This window comes from uncultured Rhodococcus sp., from assembly GCF_963525155.1.
In the GTDB taxonomy this organism is placed as follows: domain Bacteria; phylum Actinomycetota; class Actinomycetes; order Mycobacteriales; family Mycobacteriaceae; genus Rhodococcus_F; species Rhodococcus_F qingshengii.
Genome location: NZ_CAURKP010000106.1, coordinates 1 through 18,527 on the forward strand (window position 1 = coordinate 1; position 18,527 = coordinate 18,527).

Annotated in this window: 19 protein-coding genes and 1 pseudogene; 2 read left to right on the forward strand and 18 right to left on the reverse strand. The window is 64.4% G+C overall.

The features are described 5' to 3' along the window. The 7 genes and pseudogenes from RWT78_RS19375 to RWT78_RS19405 form a co-directional block, all read right to left on the reverse strand. Nucleotides 1–193 (reverse strand): annotated as a pseudogene (locus tag RWT78_RS19375) (transporter); the annotation flags it as partial. A gap of 6 nt (nucleotides 194–199) precedes the next feature. Further along, nucleotides 200–1,537 (reverse strand): dihydroorotase, encoded by a 1,338-nt coding sequence (locus RWT78_RS19380; protein WP_007728012.1) that lies wholly within the window; start codon nucleotides 1,535–1,537, stop codon nucleotides 200–202. Then, nucleotides 1,534–2,478, reverse strand: a complete 945-nt coding sequence (locus RWT78_RS19385) for an aspartate carbamoyltransferase catalytic subunit (RefSeq protein WP_003944883.1) — start codon at nucleotides 2,476–2,478, stop codon at nucleotides 1,534–1,536. The genes RWT78_RS19380 and RWT78_RS19385 overlap by 4 nt, the downstream gene beginning before the upstream one ends. After that, a complete protein-coding gene (pyrR, locus tag RWT78_RS19390; RefSeq protein ID WP_003944977.1) occupies nucleotides 2,475–3,116 on the reverse strand; it encodes a bifunctional pyr operon transcriptional regulator/uracil phosphoribosyltransferase PyrR in 642 nt (213 codons plus the stop codon). The genes RWT78_RS19385 and pyrR overlap by 4 nt, the downstream gene beginning before the upstream one ends. 173 nt (nucleotides 3,117–3,289) lie before the next feature. After that, nucleotides 3,290–3,787, reverse strand: a complete 498-nt coding sequence (gene nusB, locus RWT78_RS19395; protein WP_007728014.1) for a transcription antitermination factor NusB — start codon at nucleotides 3,785–3,787, stop codon at nucleotides 3,290–3,292. Beyond that, nucleotides 3,788–4,351, reverse strand: coding sequence for an elongation factor P (gene efp, locus RWT78_RS19400; RefSeq protein WP_003944958.1), 564 nt, complete (start codon nucleotides 4,349–4,351; stop codon nucleotides 3,788–3,790). Between the two features lie 34 nt (nucleotides 4,352–4,385). Beyond that, entirely contained in the window at nucleotides 4,386–5,480 is a 1,095-nt protein-coding gene (locus RWT78_RS19405) for a Xaa-Pro peptidase family protein (protein ID WP_003944812.1), read from the reverse strand. 111 nt (nucleotides 5,481–5,591) lie between these two features. Between RWT78_RS19405 and RWT78_RS19410 the strand changes: the two genes are divergently transcribed. Then, on the forward strand, nucleotides 5,592–6,200 hold the full coding sequence (locus RWT78_RS19410; protein WP_019748369.1) for a B-4DMT family transporter: 609 nt from the start codon (nucleotides 5,592–5,594) through the stop codon (nucleotides 6,198–6,200). A gap of 87 nt (nucleotides 6,201–6,287) precedes the next feature. On the opposite strand, the gene aroQ is transcribed toward RWT78_RS19410, so the two are convergent. The 11 genes from aroQ to RWT78_RS19465 form a co-directional block, all read right to left on the reverse strand. Beyond that, nucleotides 6,288–6,716, reverse strand: coding sequence for a type II 3-dehydroquinate dehydratase (aroQ, locus tag RWT78_RS19415; protein WP_003944916.1), 429 nt, complete (start codon nucleotides 6,714–6,716; stop codon nucleotides 6,288–6,290). After that, entirely contained in the window at nucleotides 6,713–7,822 is a 1,110-nt protein-coding gene (aroB, locus tag RWT78_RS19420) for a 3-dehydroquinate synthase (RefSeq protein WP_003944873.1), read from the reverse strand. Before aroB ends, aroQ begins: the two co-directional genes overlap by 4 nt. Before the next feature lie 25 nt (nucleotides 7,823–7,847). After that, the gene (locus tag RWT78_RS19425) at nucleotides 7,848–8,357 is read right to left on the reverse strand and encodes a shikimate kinase (protein ID WP_003944778.1); all 510 of its coding nucleotides are present in this window, start codon (nucleotides 8,355–8,357) and stop codon (nucleotides 7,848–7,850) included. Between the two features lie 13 nt (nucleotides 8,358–8,370). After that, complete coding sequence (gene aroC / locus RWT78_RS19430) at nucleotides 8,371–9,558, reverse strand: chorismate synthase (RefSeq protein ID WP_003944974.1); 1,188 nt, start codon at nucleotides 9,556–9,558, stop codon at nucleotides 8,371–8,373. A gap of 111 nt (nucleotides 9,559–9,669) precedes the next feature. Beyond that, a complete protein-coding gene (locus RWT78_RS19435; RefSeq protein ID WP_007728030.1) occupies nucleotides 9,670–10,368 on the reverse strand; it encodes a S1 family peptidase in 699 nt (232 codons plus the stop codon). A gap of 225 nt (nucleotides 10,369–10,593) precedes the next feature. Then, nucleotides 10,594–11,217 (reverse strand): A24 family peptidase, encoded by a 624-nt coding sequence (locus tag RWT78_RS19440; protein ID WP_314677432.1) that lies wholly within the window; start codon nucleotides 11,215–11,217, stop codon nucleotides 10,594–10,596. 80 nt (nucleotides 11,218–11,297) lie between these two features. Then, on the reverse strand, nucleotides 11,298–12,137 hold the full coding sequence (locus RWT78_RS19445) for a shikimate dehydrogenase (protein WP_003944839.1): 840 nt from the start codon (nucleotides 12,135–12,137) through the stop codon (nucleotides 11,298–11,300). Continuing rightward, nucleotides 12,127–13,437 (reverse strand): endolytic transglycosylase MltG, encoded by a 1,311-nt coding sequence (gene mltG / locus RWT78_RS19450; RefSeq protein ID WP_314677434.1) that lies wholly within the window; start codon nucleotides 13,435–13,437, stop codon nucleotides 12,127–12,129. The genes RWT78_RS19445 and mltG overlap by 11 nt, the downstream gene beginning before the upstream one ends. After that, nucleotides 13,434–13,967, reverse strand: coding sequence for a Holliday junction resolvase RuvX (gene ruvX, locus RWT78_RS19455; RefSeq protein ID WP_003944838.1), 534 nt, complete (start codon nucleotides 13,965–13,967; stop codon nucleotides 13,434–13,436). The genes mltG and ruvX overlap by 4 nt, the downstream gene beginning before the upstream one ends. Before the next feature lie 2 nt (nucleotides 13,968–13,969). Next, complete coding sequence (alaS, locus tag RWT78_RS19460; protein WP_314677436.1) at nucleotides 13,970–16,642, reverse strand: alanine--tRNA ligase; 2,673 nt, start codon at nucleotides 16,640–16,642, stop codon at nucleotides 13,970–13,972. 77 nt (nucleotides 16,643–16,719) lie between these two features. After that, nucleotides 16,720–18,066: a replication-associated recombination protein A gene (locus RWT78_RS19465; protein ID WP_378397879.1), complete on the reverse strand. Its 1,347-nt coding sequence runs from the start codon at nucleotides 18,064–18,066 to the stop codon at nucleotides 16,720–16,722. Between the two features lie 189 nt (nucleotides 18,067–18,255). On the opposite strand from RWT78_RS19465, the gene RWT78_RS19470 reads away from it, so the two are divergent. Next, a partial coding sequence (locus tag RWT78_RS19470) for a nuclear transport factor 2 family protein (RefSeq protein ID WP_314677439.1) occupies nucleotides 18,256–18,527 on the forward strand: 272 nt, incomplete at its 3' end.

An 18,527-nucleotide genomic window follows, 5' to 3' on the forward strand; every position in this document is an offset into this window, starting at 1 on the left:
GTGCGATGGTGCTGCCGACGTACAGGCCGGTGGTCGGCAGGACGAGCAGTTCACCCAGGGTTGCCGGGACCGTCGGCAGTTCGCCGATCTTGTCTTTCTGGCGTCGAGCGCGTCCACGCCAGCCGACGTACATCAGGCCGATCATCGCGACCCAGAAGATCGCCAGACCGATGATCCACAGTGCTCTGTCCATGACGCGCTACTCCTCGCTACTCCGCAGCCGCACATTCCCGTCGTGTGCGGTGATGCGGCCACGTAACAGTGTGGTCGTGACCCGAGCGGGCAATGTCATCGACTCGTACGGAGTGTTATGCGCGACACTCGCCAGGTCGGGACCGTGGACCGTCCACTCGGCCGACGGATCGACCAATGTCAGGTTCGCGGGCTCCCCCACCTCGATGGGACGGCCCTGATCGTCGAGGCCCACGATTGCCGCGGGGCGCTCGCTCATGACCCGGGCAACACCGCGCCAGTCCAACAGGCCGGGCTGGACCATCGTCTGCACGATGATCGAGAGTGCGGTCTCGAGGCCGAGCATTCCAGGGCGAGCGGCTGCGAACTCGCAGCACTTGTCCTGCTCGGCGTGCGGAGCATGGTCGGTCGCGACGCAGTCGATGATTCCCTCGGCCAGACCCTTGCGCAGCGCGGCAACATCACTGGCCTCACGCAAGGGCGGGTTGACCTTGTTGATCGCGTCGTACGTCTCGAGCCGTGAATCGTCGAGGAGCAGGTGATGCGGGGTGACCTCGGCGGTGATCGAAATCCCTTGGCTGCGAGCCCACTTCACGAGTTCGACGGTTCCGGCGGTGGAGGCGTGGCAGATGTGAACGCGGGCGCCGGCGTCACGCGCGAGCAGTGCGTCGCGGGCCACGATCGATTCTTCGGCTGCGCGCGGCCATCCGGCCAGGCCGAGACGCGCGGCCGTGGGGCCCTCGTGGGCGACCGCACCGACGGTCAAACGCGGCTCTTCCGCGTGCTGGGCGATCAGGACGCCCAGTGAGCTGGAGTATTCGAGCGCGCGACGCATGATCAGTGGGTCGTAGACGCAGTGGCCGTCGTCGGAGAACATCTTGACCTTGCCGACGCCTGCGGCCATGGTCGCCATCTCGGCGAGTTGCTTGCCTTCCAGGCCCGCTGTGACTGCGCCGACGGGGTGGACGTCGACGAGGCCGACTTCCTGCCCGCGTCGCCAGACGTGATCGGTGATGACCACCGAATCGGCGACGGGACTCGTGTTGGCCATCGCGAAGACCGCGGTGTATCCACCCAGAGCCGCTGCCGAGCTTCCGGTTTCGATGGTCTCGGTGTCTTCGCGGCCGGGCTCACGCAGATGTGTGTGCAGGTCCACGAAGCCGGGAAGCAGGATCTGCCCGCCGGCATCGATCACCTCGGATGCCGTGGCCGGATCGAGGTCCACGCCGATCTCGAGGATCGTGCCGTCGCCGACGAGTACGTCGGTGGGCTCACCTTCTCCGTAGATCAGGACTCCGCGGAGCAGGACACTCACGGGTGATTCTCCGTTCTCGTTTCTGGTCACAGCGCACCGTCCTCCGACCCGACCAGCAGTCGGAACAAGACAGCCATGCGCATGTGTACGCCGTTGGTAACCTGTTGCAGTACAGCAGTTTTGGAGGAATCGGCAACGGCGGATGCAATCTCCATGCCGCGCAGCATCGGGCCGGGGTGCAGGACCACCGCGTGATCGGCCAGCATCGCCAGCCGCTTCTCGGACAGGCCGTAGTTGATCGAGTACTCGCGCTGCGACGGGAAGAAGCCACCGTTCATGCGTTCGGCCTGAACCCGCAGCATCAGCACCGCGTCGAGTCCGGGCAGTTCCGCGTCGAGCGAATGCGAGACCGTGACCGGCCACGTGTGCGCACCGACCGGCAGCAGTGTCGGCGGCGCAACAAGAACAACCTCGGCACCGAGCATCGAGAGCAGCAGTGCGTTGGAGCGGGCGACACGGCTGTGCAGGATGTCGCCGACAATGGCGATCCGCTTGCCCTCGATGTCGCCGAGACGCTGGCGAAGGGTCAAAGCGTCGAGAAGCGCCTGAGTGGGGTGCTCGTGCGTGCCGTCACCTGCGTTGATGACTGCCGGGCCACCGTCGTCGGCCGCTCCGGTCCACTTTGCGATCTGGTGGGCGGCGCCCGAAGCCGGGTGGCGCACGATGAGTGCGTCGGCACCGGCCGCGCGCAGGGTCATCGCGGTATCGCGCAGGGATTCACCTTTGGACACCGAGGAACTGGATGCGCTGACATTGATGACGTCGGCACTCATCCATTTGCCTGCCACCTCGAAAGACACCCGGGTGCGCGTCGAGTTCTCGAAGAACACCGTCATGACCGTGCGTCCGCGCAGCGTCGGGAGCTTGCGTACCTCTCGTCCCAGAAGTGCCTGCTCGAACCGTTCTGCCTCGTCGAGAAGTTCTACCGCGGACTCACGATCGAGGTCCGCGATGGAAAGTAGGTGCTTCACGCGCTCTTACCCCCGGAGATGACTACCGCTTCCCTGCCGTCGTGCTCCTGGAGGAGAACCTTGACGTCCTCGGACCTCGCGGTCGGGACGTTCTTGCCGACGTAGTCGGCGCGCAGCGGGAGTTCGCGGTGACCACGATCCACGAGCACTGCGAGTTGGACCGCGCGGGGGCGGCCCAGATCGCGCAACGCGTCGAGTGCCGAGCGCACGGTGCGACCGGAGAAGAGGACGTCGTCCACGAGAACGACCAGCGCATTGTCGACGCCACCCTCGGGGACGGACGTGCGCTCGAGCGGGCGGTGCGGCTTGTTCCGGAGATCGTCGCGGTAGAGGGTGATGTCGAGAGATCCGATGGGAAGTCGCACACCGGAGAATTCTTCGATCTTGGCGCGCAGTCGCGTGGCGAGGGTGGTTCCACGCGTCGGGATCCCGATCAGGACCACACGAGGGGCAGTTCCCTCGGGTCCGTCGAGTGCGGTCTTCTCGATGATCTCGTGAGCGATCCGCGCGATGGTCCGGCCCACATCCTGGGCGGACAACAATTCGCGGGTTTCGCTACCTGCCTCGGCACCGACCGGCGCCTTCGAGTTACCTGGACCTGCAAGATCGGATGGGCGAGACCCTTCGGGCACGCTCATGCAGCGACCTCCTTCTCCGCCTCACTGGACGGATCGTTAAAGGATGTCTGACGGTCCCCACCCTATCAGCCGACAGACCTGATCCCGCCGTGCGAGCAGCGACTCCGACCGGTTGTGTGCAGACACACAACGCGCACGGTGACACTCGCACGGCGGTGGTGGAACAAAACTTGCTACTCGGTACCCGAATCCGATTCCTGCGCGCGCTGGGAGGTCGCGGCCGCAGCCGATCGAACCTGCGGCGCAACGAGAACGACCTGGCCGAGGATTCCGTTGACGAATCCCGGAGAGTCGTCCGTCGAGAGCTGCTTCGCGAGTTCGACGGCCTCGTCCACGGCGACAACCGGCGGAACGTCCGTCGCGTGGAAGAGCTCCCACACGGCGATACGCAGAATCGCACGGTCGACGGCGGGCAGACGCTCGAGCGTCCAGTCCTGCAGATGCGAGGAGATGACCTGATCGATCCGGTCCAGATTCTCCGCAACGCCGGACACCAACGTGACGGTGTAGGCCGCGACGGGTGCTACCGCGTCGTCCTTGACGGACAGATCAGAACGCTCCGACGCCAGTGCGACCGGATCGAGATCACGTGCCTCGGCTTCGAAGAGGAAGTCGACGGCACGCTTGCGCGCCTTGTGGCGTGCACCGAGTTTCTTATGTGTGCCGGACACTCAGGAATTCACACGCCCGAGGTAGTTGCCGTCACGGGAATCGACCTTGAGCTTGTCACCGGTGTTGATGAAGAGCGGGACGTTGATCTCGGCACCGGTCTCGAGGGTGGCAGGCTTGGTGCCGCCGGTGGAGCGGTCGCCCTGCAGGCCCGGATCGGTGTGCTTGACGACGAGCTCGACGGTGACCGGAAGCTCGACGAAGAGGGGAACGTCTTCGTGGGTCGCGACCTGGACTGCCATGTTCTCGAGCAGGAAACGCGACTGGTCGCCGACGGTGGACTCGCTGATCGACACCTGGTCGTAGGTGTCGCCGTCCATGAAGATGTAGTCGCTGCCGTCGTGGTACAGGTACGTCATGTCACGACGGTCGACCGTGGCGGTCTCGACCTTCACACCGGCGTTGAACGTCTTGTCCACTACCTTGCCCGAGAGCACGTTCTTGAGCTTGGTGCGCACGAAGGCAGGGCCCTTGCCGGGCTTGACGTGCTGGAACTCGATGATCGTCCACAGCTGGCCTTCGATCTGCAGAACCAGACCATTCTTGAAATCACTGGTGGAAGCCACTTGCTTCGCGTCTCCTAGGGGTCGGGAAACCGTCTCAGACGACGGTAAGGTCTTTTGCGGTCAGTGTGAGCAGCTCTGGCCCCTGCTCACGAACAACGAGCGTGTCCTCGATCCGTACACCTCCGCGCCCGGAGAAGTACACGCCCGGCTCGACGGTCACCGCCGCGCCGGAAAGAAGTGTACCGGTGCCGAGCTTGCCGATCCCCGGTGCTTCGTGGATTTCGAGCCCCACACCGTGGCCGAGGCCGTGCAGGAACAACTCGCCGTAGCCTGCATCGTCGATCACCGCACGGGCGACGGCGTCGACTGCCGCACATTCGACACCCGGCGCGAGCGCGTCGCAACCGGCAGCTTGCGAACGCGCGACGAGCTCGTAAATCTCCCGTTGCCAATCGGAAACGGACTCGAGCACGTAGGTCCGTGTCATGTCCGAGTGGTACCCACCGACCTGGGCGCCGAAGTCGAGTTTCACGAAGTCACCCGACGCCAGGATCGCGTCGGTCGGTCGGTGATGCGGAATCGCCGAGTTGGCGCCGGCCGCCACGATCGTCTCGAAGGAAATACCGTCCGCCCCGTTGTCGAGCATCAGATTTTCCAGCTCGCGGCCGACCTCTCGTTCTGTTCGGCCAGGTCGCAGACCGCCGCGAGCGATCAACTGCGCCAACGCGACATCGGCTGCGGTGCACGCGGCTCGCAACAACTCCACCTCGTACTCGTCCTTGACCATGCGCAATTGTTCGACGAGTCCACTCACCGGTTCGAACCGGATCTTCGGCGCTGCTTCGGTCCAAGCCCGATGTTCGGCGAACGTCGCCACATGTGACTCGAACGCGAGAACGGGCGCCGTGGACTTCTCGATCAAGTGCGCAGCACTCGAACGGGCGATTTCGGCCCGAAGGTCCGGCACCTGCTCTGACACCTGCGTCACGTAGCGGCCGTCGGTGCAGATCACCGTCTCACGCTCGTCGGACGCTGAATCGGATGCACTGACGACGAGCGCCGCATTGGAACCGGTGAAACCGGTGAGGTATCTGATGTTGAGGAGATCTGTGACGAGAATCGCGTCGAGTTCGCGCTCCGAGAGGAGGCGTCTGAGGGATTCACGGCGTGTTCTGAAGTCGACCGGCATCCCTCGAACCTACCGCCCGCGCAGACCTGCCGATCAACTCGAAACTCGCGGTTACAGCAATAAGTGTGGGTTAGGCCACAAGGTGTAATGGGTTCTAGTTAGGCTGTACCCATGAATGCGTGGTTGGTACGTGGCCTCGGCATGGCCCTGATACATGTTGTGTTTCGTGCGTTGCTCGGTGCAGCGATCGCACAGTGGCCACTTCAGGGGTCCACCCTGCGCTGGCTGTCCCTGTTGATCGTCATCGTCTTCGCCGCGATCTGGGGTGGTATCGACGGCATTCGTGACCGCCGGAACTTCCCCGAACCCGAGGACGGCGCCGATCTGACCATGCTGTGGCTCAAGGCCGCATTGGTCGGCGGGTTCGTCGCCGGCGCTGCCAGCTGGGCACTCAGCCTCGTCCCCTCCCTCGAACTGACCCAGCAGGGCTTGTTCTTCGAGGTGACCTCCGGTGCGGCGTTCACGATCCTTCTCATCTTCGTCCCCGCCATGATCGCCATCACTGTCGGACGCTTCTTCGTCAGCCGTGAACAGCGCAAGAACGGAACAGCTCCGCAGACCCCGTCCCACGAGCGTCACCACGAACCGGTGCCCGTCAGCGAGGGCTACGACTCCCCCACCGAGCAGCACGCATACAGCGGAGCCGCGATGTCCGTCGAGGAATCCGACGCCGATACCGCGGTCTTCCCAGCGATCGATCTGGGCAAGCGCGAGCAGTAACGCCCGCCGTCCACACAACCGAATGCGGCCCCGAGGATATTCTCCTCGGGGCCGCATTCGTGTGACTATTTTTTCGACTTGCCTCGTTCAGCCTCGCTCGGCGAGGAACCTGATCGCCAGCGGATACGCGGCGACGCCGAGTCCGACGATCACTCCGGTCGCAATCGGACTCAGGTAGGAGTGGTGCCGAAACTCTTCTCGCGCATGAACGTTCGAGATGTGTACCTCGACGAGACCTGCGGTCAGTTCGGCGCATGCATCTCGCAGGACCACCGACGTGTGCGTCAAGCCACCGGCATTGAGGATCACCGGTTCCCCCGCGTCCGCCGCGTCGTGGATCCAACCGAGCAGATCGCCTTCGTGATCGCTCTGACGGACGATCACCTCGACGCCGAGCTCCTTGCCTGCCGCGACGCACAATTCGATCAGATCGTCGTGTGTGGTCGCGCCGTAGACCTCGGGCTGACGCTTACCCAGACGCCCCAGATTGGGTCCGTTGACGACGTTGATCCTCACAGCAGGACCGTTCCGCCGGCCGGCCTCGCATCGCGGGCAATCGCGGAGTACGCCGCAACCAGCAGACTCGGATCCGGCCCCTCGAGGCGACCCGGCTTGGCCAGTCCGTCGAGGACCACGAAACGCAGCAGCCCGGCACGGTTCTTCTTGTCGGTCTGCATTCCCTTCATCAGATCGCCGAACGCATCACCGTCGTACGACGTCGGCAGCCCGACGAGATCGAGGATCGACTTGTGACGATCCGCGGTGGCGTCGTCGAGTCGGCCCGCGAGGCGTCCGAGTTCGGCAGCGAAAACCAATCCGACGGAGACGGCAGCACCGTGGCGCCACTTGTAGCGCTCACGACGTTCGATCGCGTGGCCGAGGGTGTGGCCGTAGTTGAGGATTTCGCGCAGATCCGACTCGCGCAGATCCGCGGCCACGACCTTGGCCTTGACCTCTACGGAGCGCCGAATCAACTCGGGCAGAACAGTTCCCGACGGATCGAGAGCTGCCTTGGGATCGGCTTCGATGAGATCCAGGATCACCGGGTCGGCGATGAATCCGGTCTTGATGACCTCGGCCATGCCGGCAACGATCTCGTTGTGCGGCACAGTCTCGAGCGTCGCGAGATCGATGAACACCGCTCCCGGCTCGTGGAACGAACCGACGAGGTTCTTGCCCGCTTCGGTGTTGATACCGGTCTTGCCGCCCACTGCTGCGTCGACCATCGCGAGCAAGGTGGTGGGGACGTGAACTACCTTGACACCGCGCATCCACGTAGCCGCGACGAAGCCGGTGAGGTCGGTCGCCGCTCCCCCGCCCAAGCTCATGATCGCGTCGCTGCGAGTCAGGCCGATCCGGCCGAGCACGTCCCAGCAGAAGCCCGCCACAGCAAGATCCTTGCCGTCCTCGGCATCGGGGATCTCGATACGGTGGGCGTCGATTCCCTTCTCCGCCAACGCAGCCCGTACGGCCTCCGCGGTCTCTGCCAGCGGCGGCTGATGGAAGATCGCGACAGTGCGCGCGCCGTCGAACTCGGCAACGAGATCACCGAGCAGGCCGCGGCCGATCACGACCGGGTAAGGACTTGCGGTCTTCACCTCTACACGTACGGGTTCGGTCACTGCTCCACTACTCCGCTCCGGTTGTTCATTTGTCTTGAAGTTTCGACACCAGTTGCCCGACGACACGCGCCGGACTTCGGCCGTCGGTCCGAATCCGAATCGTGGCCGAACGCCGGTACAGCGGACGACGACGCCTCATCAACTCCTGGTACTTGACCTTGGGATCTCCGCCGGCCAGCAGCGGGCGATGATTGTTCGCCCCCGTGCGGCGAAGCCCTTCGGCGACACTGATCTCGAGGTAGATGACCGTGTGCCCCTGGAGCAGTTCGCGCGTGCGATCGGAGAGGATCGCACCACCGCCGAGCGAGACGATTCCGTCGGTGGACTGCAATGCTTCGCGAACCACCGATTCCTCGATTTCACGAAACCGAGGCTCTCCGTCATGGGTGAAGATCTCCGGGATCGTCCTACCCGTGGTCCGTTCGATCTCGGCGTCGGTATCGACCAACTCGAGTTCGAGTGCCTGCGCGAGACGTCGACCGATGGTCGATTTGCCGGCACCGGGCGGACCGATGAGTACAGCCTTCGGCTTCATCGATACGTGAGTCCTATCGAGGCGGTCGGGCTGCGATGCCCTCGGCGTAACGACGGTAGTTGGCAGTGGTTTCAGCAATGGAATCACCACCGAACTTTTCGAGTGCGGCCTGAGCCACGACGAGCGCGACCATCGACTCGGCGACGACGCCGGCGGCCGGAACCGCGCACACGTCGCTGCGCTGGTGGATGGCAACCGCTTCCTCGCCGCTCTCCATGTCGACCGTCGCCAGAGCGCGCGGAACCGTCGAGATGGGCTTCATCGCGGCGCGAACTCGAAGAGCCTCACCATTGGTCATGCCACCTTCGATACCGCCTGCGCGGTTCGTGGAGCGCACGATGCCGTCCGGGCCCGGACGGATCTCGTCGTGAGCTTCGCTGCCACGACGGCGCGCGGTCTCGAAGCCGTCACCGACCTCGACACCCTTGATGGCCTGAATTCCCATGAGAGCAGCTGCAAGTCGTGAATCGAGACGCTCGGCGCCGCTGACGAAAGTGCCGAGTCCGACCGGCAGGCCGTGGATGACGACCTCCACGACGCCACCGAGGGTGTCGCCGTCCTTCTTCGCCGATTCGATTTCGGCGATCATCGACTCTTCTGCAGCCTTGTCGAATGCGCGGACCGGGCTCGCGTCGATCGCGTCGAGATCCTTGCCCTCAGGCACGGGTCCGACGTACGGCTCGGAAGCACCGATGGAAATAACGTGTGAAACGACCTCGGCACCGAATACCTGACGCAGGAAGGACCGTGCGACGGTTCCAGCGGCCACGCGGGCTGCGGTCTCGCGAGCGCTGGCGCGCTCGAGGACGGGACGCGCGTCGTTGAAGCCGTACTTGAGCATGCCGCTGTAATCGGCGTGTCCGGGACGCGGGCGCGTCAACGGGGCATTGCGAGCCTGATCGGCGAGCAGGTCCGGGTCGACCGGGTCGGCGGACATGATGGTTTCCCACTTGGGCCACTCGGTGTTGCCGATCTCGATGGCCACCGGGCCACCGAGCGTAAATCCGTGGCGGACACCGCCGATGATGGTGACCTTGTCGGCCTCGAACTTCATCCGTGCGCCACGGCCGTAACCGAGTCGACGACGGGCAAGTTCGGACGAGATGGCCTCAGAGGTCACTTCGACCCCCGCGACCATGCCCTCGAGCATCGCGACGAGGGCGGGACCATGGGATTCTCCGGCAGTTATCCAACGCAGCACGCCGACCATCTTTCCACGTCGCAGACCTCAGTTGTCACAGTGGTCCTCCCGGTGAACACAGATGGCCCACACGCACGAGGCGTGTGGGCCATCTCAGGGGTACCTGTGGGTCTAGAACAGGCGGAATCCTCCACCGTTTGCGTTGATGTCAGCCAAACCGATGTTGATGTCCGCCGAGTTGTCGGGAGCGTGGAACGGCGGCGGAAGCGGCTCGAAGCAGTACGGCGGGTAGCCGTTGCTGATCAAGCCCACCAGGCGGTCACCGACGACGAGCGGTCCACCGGAATCACCGGGAATCGAGCACGTGTGCTCGACGATCTCACCGTAGACGGAGTCGTAGCCCCAGGTGATACCGCACGTGTTGCCGGTCGAACGGCCTTCCTTGCACACGATCGTGCCCGGTGCCGGCGGGGCGCCGATTCCGTTGATCGTCGTGCCGCCGACGGTACGCAGCGGAGCTACCTTGGCGTCGTCGAGATCGATCACGGCGATGTCCGAGACCGGACTCGAGTAAGAGAACCGACCGATGGGTCCGGCCTCGGGCAGGTACTCGGCGAACACCCGGTCCCCGACAACTCCGCAGTGTCCGGCGGTGAGTGCCACGAGAGATCCGGCGTTGTCGTAGCCGACCGCGGTCAACGTGCATGCTGCAACTCGGTCAGGATCGGAGTGATCCACGTCCGGCAGCAGGATTCCTGAGCCCCCGCCCAGTGCCACCGATGAAGGTGCAGGCGCGGCGCCGGCGACGCCCGCTCCTGCAGCCACAGCCGCCAAACAGGCTGCCGCAGCGACGAAAAGCCTTGTGCGCATAGGTTCCCCCGATAATCGAGTGCGAAACGAGATTCGTTTTGTCCCATTTCCGAAACCTCAGTGAACGTCAGGATGTGGACATTCGGCAAGTCCGACTCGCCGCATACTGGGACCGCGCGCTGGCAATACCCGCATTTATGAAACCGACGGTTACGTCTTTCCTGCAGTTCACCGTCCGTCGTTGAACGGTCAATAACGCCAGACTTCTCGCGGATGTTGCACTCGTCACGTCAGCCAGGCAAACGCAATCGAACCGCAGGCTGCCAGGCACATCGAGGGTCCGTGCGCAATGGGCGAATTGTGGGCTACCAGCCCTCGTCTTCGCAGTTCCAGCGCGGTGCCCAGCGTTGCGGTGAGCACCGAGGCAGACAACAACGACCACAGCCAGGCGTCCGCTCCCACCAATCCGGTCACGGCGCCCAGAGGAAGCGAGAGCTTCACATCGCCGACGCCCATGGAACCAGGCGACATCACGTGCGCCAGGAGGTGGATTCCGGCGAGCAGTGCCGACCCCACCACCGCCACCCACACCGTTCCCGACACCGTCGCGTAGACCATCACGACGGCGTAGCCCGGCAGCGTGAAACTGTTGGGCAGCCGACGCACAGCCAGGTCGACAGTCGAGATCGCGACGCACCACCACACCACGGCGAGACCGGAAAGTAACTGCACCACCGAGGTATTCAGCGCACCGACGACAACCCAGCCTGTTGCGACGGCGCACTGCGGCACACAACAGAAAGTCACGACTGGTCGATAACCGTATCGCCGCAACCAACAGTCGACGATCGCCTGAGCACCGAAACCAGCGATTACCCCAGCGCCTGCCAAGACCACCAACGTCCACATGGTTTCGAGCTTGGCGTCTGGCGTTCACCAGCGGCAGACTACGAATTGTCTTGTGGACTACCTCGACACTGTGAACAGAGCTAGGCGATAGCGGCTGCCATCGCCTCTCGCGGAGCGGGCTTGCCCGTGAACTGCTCTACCTGCCCGAAGGCCTGATTGAGCAACATCTCGAGGCCGCCGATCACCGTGCCATCGGCCGCCTCGACAACCGAAGCAAGTGGCGTCGGCCAGGGGTTGTAGATCGCGTCGAGGACAAATCGCGCCTTCCCCAATTGCTGGGCAAAGGGCGCTGCCGCTTCCGCGGGAACGGTACTGACCAAGACCGAGGATTCGGCGCAGATCCCGCCTAGCCGTGCGTCGTCGAAGGCGACCAGATCAATGTCCAACCCGACCGCGCCGCCGCATTCGATGGCACCGGATGCGCGCCCCGGATCACGCGCGACCACGGTGACTGTCCGAACTCCCATGTCGGCCAACGCGACCAATGCCGGCCGCGCGGTGCCGCCCGCGCCGACAACTACCGCCGAAGTGCCGCTGAGATCGCCGACACCGCCGGCGATCAACGCACCGCTGACTCCGTCGACGTCCGTGCAGTCGGCACGCCAACCGCCGTCGATGCGAACCAGGGTGTTGGCCGAGCCGATGGTCACCGCTCGCGGTGTGCGTTCGGTGGCATATTCGAGTGCTGCGATCTTGCCCGGCATCGTCACCGAGAGGCCGATCCATTCGGGGCCGAGTGAGTCGACGAGGGCAGGCAACTGCTCGCCGGTGCATTCGATCCGCTCGTAGGTCCAATCGCTCAGCCCCAAAGCCGCGTACGCCGCAAGATGCAGCAACGGGGACTTCGAGTGAGCGATCGGGCTTCCGAGAACTGCCGCCTTACGTGGCGTCGCGAGCGAAGTCGCGGTACTACCGTCCACTGTCGAGAATCCCACTTTGCTGTGCCAGTTCGATGTTGGCCAAATGCTCCTCGTAGCTCTTGGTGAAGAGCGTCTGGCCTTCCTTGTTGATTGTGACGAAGTACAACCAGTCACCGGCCGCCGGAGATTCCACGGCCTTCAGCGCGTCGATGCTCGGCGAAGCGATGGGCGTTGCAGGCAGACCCGGCATTGCGTACGTGTTCCACGGCGTGACGCGCTCACGGTCGGCATCCGTGGTTGCGACCTCGGTGGTGTCGAGTGAGTAGTTGACCGTGGAGTCGAACTGCAGAGGCTGATCGACTGCGAGTCGGTTGACGATCACCCGCGCGACCTTGGCCATGTCAGCGGGCAACGCCTCACGCTCGACCAGCGACGCTGCCACCAACAACTGGTACGGAGACATTCCGACCCCGCTGCCGGCTGTCAGAATTCCCGTGGCCACGTACTTGGCGGCGCTACCCTCGACCAACGACCGCAGGATCTCGGTGGGCGTCGCAGTGGGATCGAAATCCCAACTGCTGGCGGCGATCAGGCCTTCGAGCTGACGGTCCTTGTCCGGCACGCTCTTGACCGACGACATCGCCCAGTCCGGCACGCCGAGCGAAGCCAGATCGGAAGATGCTCCCGCAGTGTTCAATTCGTCTGTCGAGACACATTTCTGAGCGGAAACCGGGCCGACACAACTCGCCTCGGAAATGAGGTTGTAGATGCCCTTCTTGAGCGAGCCGGTCTGCGCGTCCGAACTGTCGTGCAGCTGACGCCCTTCGGCGATGACAACACTGCCGACTCGGGAGTCCGGGGCAACCAAGGTGTCGAGTGCGCTCGCGGCGCTACTCTGCACCGGCACCTGGTAGAAGCCGGGTTGCACCTTCTGGATCTCAGACGGATTGGCGATCGCCGCGTTGTAGAAAGCAGCGGAACTCGCGACGACGTTCTTCGCCTCGAGCGTCGCACCGATCTCCGATGCGGTTTCTCCACTGTTGATCTGGATGACCACGGGTGCGCCGCCGGGGCCGGCAAAATCCTCCGCGGTCTTGTTGCGATCCATGTACCAGAGAGCGCCGTATGCACCGACACCGAGGACTGCGATCACCAACACCAGCAGGGCGAGAACGCCGACCTTCTTGCCACGCTTGGCGCGCTTGTTGCGCGCTTCGCGTTGCTTGCGTGCCTCGGCTCGCGACATGTGCGGCGGATCGATGTTCTGCGGCAGTGCACGCATGACCATGGTCTCGTCGTTGTCGAAGTCGAACGAACTGGTGGGCCGGCTTCCGCCGCCCTCATCCCACCGCGCGTTCACAGATCGCCCTCCAGTGCAGCGTCCTTCGACGACTCCCCTGGTTTCACAGCTCTACTCCGCTCGTCCAGCCAGCCTTGCAGGATTTCCACCGCCGCAGCCTGATCGATCATCGGTCGCTGGCCGCGTGCCTTGACTCCACTTTCGCGGAGATTGCGCGCAGCCGTGACGGTCGTCAGTCGTTCGTCGGACAGTCTCACCGGGATCGGTTCGACGGCCCGCTGCAGTCGTTTGGCGAATGCAGTCGCGATACCGGCGGCTTTACCTTGCTCACCGCGCAGCGTCTGTGGCAGTCCGACGATAACCTCAACCGCCTCGTATTCGGACACGATGGCGATAATGCGCCGGATATCCGGCGCGTCGGGCCCACGCTCCTTCGAGCGTGGAACCGTTTCCACCGGTGTCGCGAGGATGCCGTCGGGGTCGCTGGACGCGACGCCGATGCGAACACTGCCCACGTCGATGGCGATGCGCCGCCCGCGACCAGGGTCGTCGATGCCGGGGCGATCGGGACCCTGTTGCGTAGCCACCACTGTCAGCTGCCGCCCGCCAGCTCTCCGACTCTGTCCCGGATCGCATCGAGCGCCGCCGGGATTCCTGCGGAGTCCGAACCCGAACCCTGGGCCATGTCGGGCTTTCCGCCGCCGCGGCCGCCGATCTTGGGACCGAACGACGCGACCAGCTCACCGGCCTTCACACCGAGACCTTGAGCTGCCTTGCTCGAGGCGACCACGAACGGAACCTTGCCGTCGACGTCACCGAGCAGAGCTACGACGGCAGGTTCGGAGCCGAGGCGACCCTTGATGTCCGTGACTAGGCTGCGCAGGTCGTTTCCGCCGACTCCGGCGGGAGCAGGCTCGGCGATGACGAGGACACTGCCGATGCGCTTGGCCTTGGCGACGTACTCGCCTGCTGACGCCAGCACAGCCTTGGCCTTTGTCTGCTCGAGTTCCTTCTCGGCCACCTTGAGTCGCTCGACGAGCGCCTCGACGCGGGCGGGCACCTCTTCCGAAGGAACCTTCAGCGAGGAGGAGAGTCCGGCCAGGAGCGCGCGTTCCTTGGCGAGGTAGCGGTAGGAGTCCAAACCGACGTACGCCTCGACGCGTCGGATTCCGGAGCCGACCGACTGCTCACCGAGCAGCGTTACCTGACCGATCTGTGCGGAGCTTCCGACGTGAGTGCCACCGCACAGTTCCATCGAGAACGGGCCGCCGATTTCGACGACGCGAACCTCGTCGCCGTAGTTCTCACCGAAGAGTGCCATCGCACCCATCGCCTTGGCCTTGTCGAGATCCGTGACAAATGTGTTGACCGCGTAGTTCGACGCCACGGCTTCGTTGGTGAGTGCCTCGATGTCCTGCTTCTGGGAGTCGGACAGCGCGCCCTGCCACGAGAAGTCGAAGCGGAGGTAACCCGGCTTGTTGAGCGAGCCCGCCTGCACCGCGTTGGGGCCGAGCACCTGACGCAGCGCCGCGTGCACCATGTGGGTGCCGGAGTGCCCCTGGGTTGCACCCTTGCGCCACTCGGCGTCGACGTGCGCGAGTACGACGTCGCCCTCGGTGATCTCACCCTTCTGCACCGTCACCTTGTGCGTCCAGACCTTCTTGGCGATCTTCTGTACGTCGTTGACCTTGGCTTCGAGGCCCGGAGCGGTGAGCGAACCGATGTCGGCGATCTGTCCACCGGACTCTGCGTAAAGCGGGCTGCGGTCGAGGATGACCTCGACGTCCTGACCGGCCTTCGCGACCGGCACGCGGACACCGTCGACGATCAGTGCGAGGACGTGAGCCTCGGAGACGAGTTCGTCGAAACCGGTGAACTCGGTGGCGCCTCGGTCGAGCAGTTCCTTGTAGACCGTGAGGTCGGCATGGGCGTGCTTACGAGCCTGAGCGTCGTCCTTGGCGCGCTTGCGCTGCTCGGCCATGAGCGTGCGGAAGCCGTCCTCGTCCACGGTGAGACCGGCCTCGGACGCCATCTCGAGCGTGAGGTCGATCGGGAAGCCGTAGGTGTCGTGCAGTGCAAATGCCTGATCGCCGGCGATGACCGACTTTCCGGACGACTTGACCGTCTCGGCAGCATTCTCGAACAGAGCAGAACCCGAAGCCAGCGTCTTGAGGAACGCGGTCTCCTCGCCGACGGCAACGTTCTCGATGCGCGTGAAGTCGGTTTCCAGAATCGGGTACGACGGCGCCATCGTGTCGCGGACGACGATCATGAACTCGCGCATGGTGGGCTGCTCGCTGCCGAGCAGTTTGGCCGAACGCACGATGCGACGCAGCAACCGGCGCAGGACGTAGCCGCGGCCGTAGTTGCCGGGGTTCACACCGTCGGCGATCAACATCGCTGCGGTGCGTGCGTGGTCGGCGATGACGCGGAAACGGACGTCTGAAGTGTGGTCGGTCCCGTAGACACTGCCGGTCAGTTCGGCGGCCTTGTCGATGACGGGGCGGAGAAGATCTGTCTCGTAGACGTTTTCGACGCCCTGCAGGAGGAACGCAACGCGCTCGACGCCCATGCCGGTGTCGATGTTCTTCTTCGGCAACGGTCCGAGGATCGGGTAGTCGCCCTTGTTGGTGCCCTCGCCGCGCTCGTTCTGCATGAACACGAGGTTCCAGATCTCGATGTAGCGATCCTCGTCGGCTTCGGGGCCACCCTCGACGCCGTATTCGGCGCCACGGTCGTAGAAGATCTCCGAGCAGGGGCCGCACGGCCCGGGAATGCCCATGGACCAGTAGTTGTCCTTCATGCCGCGGCGCTGGATGCGCTCTTCGGGCACTCCTACCTCGTCGCGCCAGATCGAGAATGCTTCGTCGTCGTCGAGGTAGACGGTGGCCCACAGGCGCGTGGGATCGATGCCGTATCCGCCGTCCTCGACCGAACCTGTCAGCAACTGCCAGGCGTGGGAGATGGCTTCCTTCTTGAAGTAGTCACCGAAGGAGAAGTTGCCCGCCATCTGGAAGAAGGTGTTGTGGCGGGTGGTGATGCCGACCTCTTCGATGTCCAGGGTGCGGACGCACTTCTGCACGGACGTCGCCCGTGAGTAGGACGGCGTCTGCTGCCCGAGGAAGAACGGCACGAACGGAACCATGCCCGCGTTGACGAACAGAAGGTTCGGGTCGTCGAGAATCAGCGAGGCGCTGGGCACCTCGGTGTGGCCGGCCTTGACGAAGTGGTCGAGGAATCGCCTGCGGATCTCGTGGGTTTGCACTAACCGGTCCTTACCTTCAAGAGCGTCGAGCTATGGGTGTCCAGACTAACGCGTCGGCCGGTGGAACCTGGCAGGCGTCAGCCACGAACTATTCGGCGAAGTTTGCTCACCCGATCGGCGATCTCCCGCTCGTTGCCGTGCGCGGTGGGCTGGTAATAGTCGACACCCACCAGATCGTCCGGTGGATACTGTTGCCGCAGAACACCATCACGTGTGTCGTGCGGGTACTTGTATCCGACTGCGTTGCCCAATTGCTCGGCACCCTTGTAGTGCCCGTCACGCAGGTGCGGCGGTACCAGTCCGGATTTTCCGGCGGCCACGTCGGCCATGGCCGCGCCGAGTGCGGCGATGACCGCACCCGATTTGGGAGCCGTCGCCAGATGAATGGTGGCCTGTGCCAGCGCCAGACGAGCCTCCGGCATACCGATCAGCTGCACTGCCTGCGCCGCGGCGGTGGCAGTCTGCAGCGCCATCGGATCAGCCATGCCGATGTCTTCGCTGGCGTGAACCACCAGACGCCGTGCGATGAAGCGAGGGTCTTCGCCCGCGGTCAGCATCCGTGCGAGGTAGTGCAGGGCGGCGTCGACGTCTGATCCACGAATGCTCTTGATGAATGCACTGATGACGTCGTAGTGCTGATCTCCGGCACGGTCGTACCGAACCGCGGCCTTGTCGACACTGGCCTCGACGGTCGCGAGGTCGAGCACCACCGGGCCCGAAGCGTCACCTGCGGTGTCCAGTGCAGCTCCGGCGGCAGCCTCGAGTGCCGTCAGGGCTCGGCGGGCGTCGCCGGCCGCCAGACGAACGAGGTGTTCCATCGCGTCGTCGTCGATCGTGATCGCTCCGCCGAACCCGCGTTCGTCGGCGACAGCGCGCTCGAGCAGTTCCTGGACATCCGCAGCGGTGAGCGATTGCAGTTGCAGGACCAACGAGCGCGACAACAGAGCGGAGACGACCGAGAACGACGGGTTCTCGGTGGTCGCGCCGACCAAGAGCACGATGCGGTTCTCGACCGCGGCGAGCAAGGCGTCCTGCTGGGTCTTGGAGAAGCGATGAACCTCGTCGATGAACAAGACGGTTTGTTCGCCGTTCAGCAGGCGGCGGCGCGCGAGTTCGATGACACCGCGGACTTCTTTGACTCCGGCGGACAGAGCCGACAGAGCCTCGAACCGGCGGCCGGTAGCACCCGAGATCAACGATGCGAGCGTGGTCTTGCCGGTGCCGGGAGGTCCGTACAGGAGTACCGATGCGGCGCCGGACCCCTCGACCATTCTGCGGAGTGGCGCGCCGGGCCCGAGTAAGTGCTGTTGACCGACAACTTCACCAAGAGTGAGCGGACGCATGCGGACAGCCAGAGGAGCTCCGGGCGGCACCGAGGACAGGGCGCGCTCGGCTACAGACACGACATCTGGTTCGTCGACGATCGCGGATTCCTCCGGAGTTGCCTCGAACAGGCCGTCTTCCGCCACCACGCCGTCTTTCGCCCCCGCACTGTCTTCCGCTTGCCAATCGCTCACGAATCGACGCTACTAGAGACCACCGACGCCCGACACAATCCGCTGTTCCGCCAGCCCTCACCCAGTCGTGAATCCGCATTGGATAGCGTTGTCGCCATGAGCACCTCCGAGATCGCCACCGTCCTCGCGTGGCACGATGCACTCAACTCCCAAGACGTCGACACTCTGCTGCAGTTGTCGAGTGACGACATCGAGGTAGGCGGCCCCAAGGGCGCGAGCCAGGGACTCGCTGCCCTGCGCGAGTGGGCCACCAACGCCGGCATCACGCTCGTCCCCGGAAAGATGTACGTCCACCACGGCGTGGTCGTCGTCGAACAGACCGCAACGTGGGCGGCCGAACCGGACAAGTCCGCGACCCTGGCCTCTGC